Consider the following 4747-nt stretch of genomic DNA (forward strand, 5'->3'; position numbering starts at 1 on the left):
GGAACCGAACACCATTTAGGCGGTGTCCTAAATGGGTAAGTTTCGGACAACGGCTACACTAACTGAATCATATAAATATGAAGTCGGACATTGCAGAATGAGACTCAAACTCGAATGATCTGAAATGTTGAAAATCTATATTACCAACCTTGCTAAGCTTTGTAAAATATCTGCAATTATTCTTAAGAAGTCGTTATTCAGGGCTGTGATTACGGTATAACAAAGATAAATTCCACTTACTATAGCTAGTATTCCCACAGCGATTTTTAACCAATGAGGCTTTAGTTTTTCGGTTATCCTTGGGCCGATTGTGGCTCCAACTACTGCTCCAATACAAATTGTTAGTGGAAACCATAATTCTAAAACTCTTCCTCCCATAAAATTCCAAGCCAGAAAGCTTACTGTGCATATTATGGCTTCTGAGTAGGTTGTTACAGCCACTGCTCTTCTTGTACCTAATCCTCCAAGAATGTTCCCAGTTGAGACAATTGGACCAAAGCCCTCGGCGCTTATAGCTTTGTTGAAAGCTGCAACTACGCTAACCATAAACATTTTCCTCCAATCGAACCGGTATCTTAATGGAAATAGGCAGAAGAACCCCATGAAGACCACAAGCACTGCTATATAACTTTTCAATGCCCAAATAGAAATATTCAAACCGATATATACACCAACAAGTACCGCTAATAGACCAGGAAGGACGATAATGAGGACAATTTTACTATCTTTAGTATTCAAACCAAAGTCCGCATTACTGAGCTTATGGTGAAAAGCTGCACCCGTCAAACCACCCATTGCCTGCGATATTAGAATGGAGGGAACGCCCAAAACTGGATTAAACCCTAATAAAATCACTGACGCGGCTACCAAAGTGCCATACATCATTCCCAATCCAGAATCTATTAATTCTGCCACAAAAGCTATAATGACTAGTAGGGCGATTAAGGGCCAATATGAGGATAAGGATAAGCCGATTAAATCATAGGAAAAGGAAATTCCAAATACATTTATTGAGCCCATTAAATATTCTATTCCAAACATCCAACTTACCTCATAATGTAATCCTGTTCTCAGAATTTCTATGAAGGATAAAACGCTTCCTTCTTTTTCACCAATTTTTTTAGAAGTACAGTCTTTCTATGGTACAATCAACCGTAATTAAGTGTAATTAGTAATTAAATATAATTACATATAAAGCTTTTCGAGCCACCCCTGTTTCCCCATATACATTAATTTAAATACAATAAAAATGGCAATTCTTAAAAAATTAAGAAAAATTCTCCAAAAACCAATTATAAAACTTACTTTCCACACACAACGTGAATATTCCTGCATTTTTCATATCCAATCTCCTCTCCCTTTTTCTTGCACGGATTCAGAGCCTCCCGAAAAAATATTAGAAAAAACGGATACTTCCTAAACCAGTTACAAACCCTGCAAAAATAGGAAAAAATCAACCAAAAATGTGGAAGTGAGCTACACACCGCTTCTAATTAGGTTTCAATGTTTAGCTCCAATTTTTTCAAGGATCAAGGATAAAATCTCTTCATCGGGTTTACATTCGCCGCAGGGTTCAATAAATTTTTTCAACCTGATCGGCACCGAATCCAATCGGTAAGCGGTGCCCTCAGCCTCTATGCCAGTCATTGCTGCCGGAAAAACAACATCTGCATTCCTTGTTGTCGGATTCTCCAAACAATTAATGGCTACTAAGGGTTTCTCAGCTATCTTTCGCGCTATCGATAGAGGCATCATAGAAATAGGATCCGAAGCAATAGCCAACATTGCATCGAATTCCTCACGTGCAATAATCTCAGCCCCGGTGGTTTCTCCAGGATTTGAATAAGTATCCCCTCTACTTAGGTCGATGCCGAAAGGCTGCCCGGTAAGCCATGTAGACACATGGTTGAATCCCACCATATTGTAGTGTCCAGCCATAGGTATTGCTACAAAGCGAGCGTACTCGTTAAGCTCCTGTACAAGTTTATATAGGGCCTCAATGTTACGATACTTGCCCCTACTCATTGATAACCCTAATCCCACAAAAATAACACCAAACTGCTGCGTTTTCCAAGTTTGAATAATTTGGTTTAAGGTTTTAACGGGAATGCCCGCTACCTCCTTCTGTTTAACGTTTTTTCCCTTCAGAATCATTCTCATCGCTAAAATGAGCTCATAATCCTTGTTGGGCTCAATCTCTAGAAGCTGGTTAGCAACCTTACCGGTACGAGACTTACGCACATCAATTATCATAAGTTGTTTTTGCTCATAGCCCATCTGGGTGTACATTCCACGAGGAATTATAGTATATCTGCTTAAGTGGCGTGGATGGCTATGGCTAGGGTCACTCCCCCAGTAAACTATTAAATCCGCACGATTTTTAACCTCACCCAAAGTGGCAGTTCTAAAACCCGCCTCTCTACCTGCCAAAATGCTGGATCCATGACAGATGGATGAGGTGCTGTCAATAACTCCACCCAAACATTGGGCAAGACGGATACCCATACGCTGAGCCTCAACGCTTGCAGAGCTCCAACCCCACAAAAGAGGACGCTCAGCCTTTAAAAGAACATCAACTGCACGAGTCAAAGCCTCTTCAAAAGTAACCTTCACCAACTTACCATTCTTTCTTACCAAAGGGGCGGTTAAACGAGCCCCACTGTTAGCGTTACGGAGAGCCCATTCTCCCCGAGCACAAGTGTGAAGTGTAGAAACAATTTTTCCACTTTCAACCTTAACCTTAATATCATCGCACAGAAGACCACAACCAGGACAAACAACCTGTATGAAGTCTTTAACCATGATTTAGCCTCCAACCATACGAATCTCGATTGCACCTGGTCCACAAAACAGTTCACATATTCTACAAGTCTTTTCTTTACCACTCCTTCTACACTTTTCAAGATTTACAATTTTCACCTTTCCATCTTCCACCCTAAAAACCACATTATCACATTCGTCACCTTTACCACCAGCTATCCGCGACGAAGCAGCCACATTCTCGGGACAAATTGCCGTGCAATTCCCGCAACCTGAACATTTTTCTTCATGTAATATAAGTCCAGTTTTTTCTACTTCATCAGATACCGTAAATATTTTCTGTAGTTCACTTAGTTTGCTTGTATATTTGGATTCCTTCATCAGTGGGGGGCAATCTTCAACCTTCTTTTTACCTCCCAGTAGTGCAACCGCAAAGGCCATGCAGTTTGCCTCTCCGCATTCGCCACAATTTGTTTGTGGTAATAGTTTGTATACTTGAAAAGCGTTCAATGCAGGCATGTTTTTCCACTTCTAATTCACTCTAGTTTCACGAATAAGTCGTGGTTGATAAATTTTGTCATTAAATTTCTCGGGATAAATAAATTCTTAACAGACTTCTCAAAACACCTTTACCCTATTCGAATAGTAGAATTGGCACGAATAATATATCTTTGATGAGATTTCTTATTTAGATTTTTGAAAATGAAAGCTGGGTAATGTAGTAATTTTGTTTTTTATTTTGTTTTTGGGGGGTTTTTATAGTCAATGTAGAGAGAATAAAAAGGGAATATGAAGGCCAGTAAGGACAATTCCGAAGCATTTTAAATCAGTCAAATTGTAGGCGAATAAAACATTAAATATTATTCGTGGGTTGAAGAGATTTGGCGATTAAAGGTGTTTATGTCATAAGGGATACTGGTTACTCCCTTTTTCACAGGATATATAGCGACTATGATAACATTCCGGACGAGGATTTGATTAGCGGTTTTATTTCCGCGATCTTCAGTTTTTCTAAGGAGTTCGGAAAAGGTCAAATAACGAAGATGGAAACAAAATTTCTAAAGTTCTTCTATCATCTGAATGATAAGATAATTTTCGTTATAATCACCGAGCTGGAAAATGACAAGAATGACTCAGCAATAGTGAAACTATTACATACAATAGCCGAAAGTTTTGTAAAAAAGTTCGGGGGAAAAATCTATGAGGAAATTGATCGCTCAACCTTTTCAGATTTCAGAATAACAGTTGATCAACTAATTGAAAATTACGATAAGGCAAACAACTATGGAAATAATTTAATGGAACAAAATCTAAAAGCACCTGAAGGTTTCGTTAAAGATGTTTCTGAAACAAAAAGTGACTATAATATGATAAGTGTTAAAGTAAAAGAATCAAAAATGTATGAACGGAATAAAGAGGGGAAAGTTATAAACGGAAACATAATGCGGCAGTTATTTTCCGAAAAGCCTTTCGACGCTTTGAAACTTTTAACTCGACGTTTCATATCACAAACCGAAAAAGAAGACAATGAAAAAGCTGTGGTTCCAGATCACTAAGGGATAGCATGAAAACTAGAGATTAGAATTTCTAATGAGGAAAATGAACATTACTCAATATGATCTTCTTTAAAAAAAGTTGATCTAATAAATTAGGATAAATCTACATCTGTAAGTCTTTAATTATTTCCTTTATTTTTTGGTATTTCTTGTCAGGAAGTTTCTCTAAGTAGTAATTTGCGTGTACCGTTGTCCGAAACTTACCCATCTAGGACACTTCCAGACTATAGATTCGCAGAATCTTTGTAACGTTTTTCTTCTGTTATTAGCCTAATAATTTATGGTTTTATCGGCGTTTCTCATTAATTTTTAAGGTTTAAACACGTTGGAGCGAAAAAAGACCGGGAAACAGGTTTGAAAACACAGGAAAAAACCTCAAAAAAAGGCAGATTTTGCGAATCTATCGCCAGATGGTGTTCGGTTCCTGCTTC

General features: G+C 38.2%; 4 protein-coding genes. 1 reads left to right on the top strand and 3 read right to left on the bottom strand.

Translation table 11 applies throughout. The features are described 5' to 3' along the window. Nucleotides 1-135: 135 nt before the first annotated feature. The 3 genes from ACUVXA_RS16520 to ACUVXA_RS16530 all read right to left on the bottom strand — a co-directional run bounded on the left by ACUVXA_RS16520 (nt 136) and on the right by ACUVXA_RS16530 (nt 3279). Nucleotides 136-1041, bottom strand: coding sequence for a sulfite exporter TauE/SafE family protein (locus ACUVXA_RS16520; RefSeq protein ID WP_445872387.1), 906 nt, complete (start codon nt 1039-1041; stop codon nt 136-138). 459 nt (nt 1042-1500) lie between these two features. After that, nucleotides 1501-2802 (bottom strand): formylmethanofuran dehydrogenase subunit B, encoded by a 1302-nt coding sequence (locus ACUVXA_RS16525; RefSeq protein WP_445872388.1) that lies wholly within the window; start codon nt 2800-2802, stop codon nt 1501-1503. 3 nt (nt 2803-2805) lie between these two features. Further along, nucleotides 2806-3279 (bottom strand): (Fe-S)-binding protein, encoded by a 474-nt coding sequence (locus ACUVXA_RS16530; RefSeq protein ID WP_445872389.1) that lies wholly within the window; start codon nt 3277-3279, stop codon nt 2806-2808. Nucleotides 3280-3641: 362 nt separating this feature from the next. Here ACUVXA_RS16530 and ACUVXA_RS16535 point away from each other — a divergent pair, with 362 nt between their 5' ends. Next, the gene (locus ACUVXA_RS16535) at nt 3642-4316 is read left to right on the top strand and encodes a hypothetical protein (RefSeq protein ID WP_445872390.1); all 675 of its coding nucleotides are present in this window, start codon (nt 3642-3644) and stop codon (nt 4314-4316) included. The last annotated feature ends 431 nt before the right edge of the window (nt 4317-4747 follow it).

It is taken from the genome of Candidatus Jordarchaeum sp. (assembly GCF_052745115.1).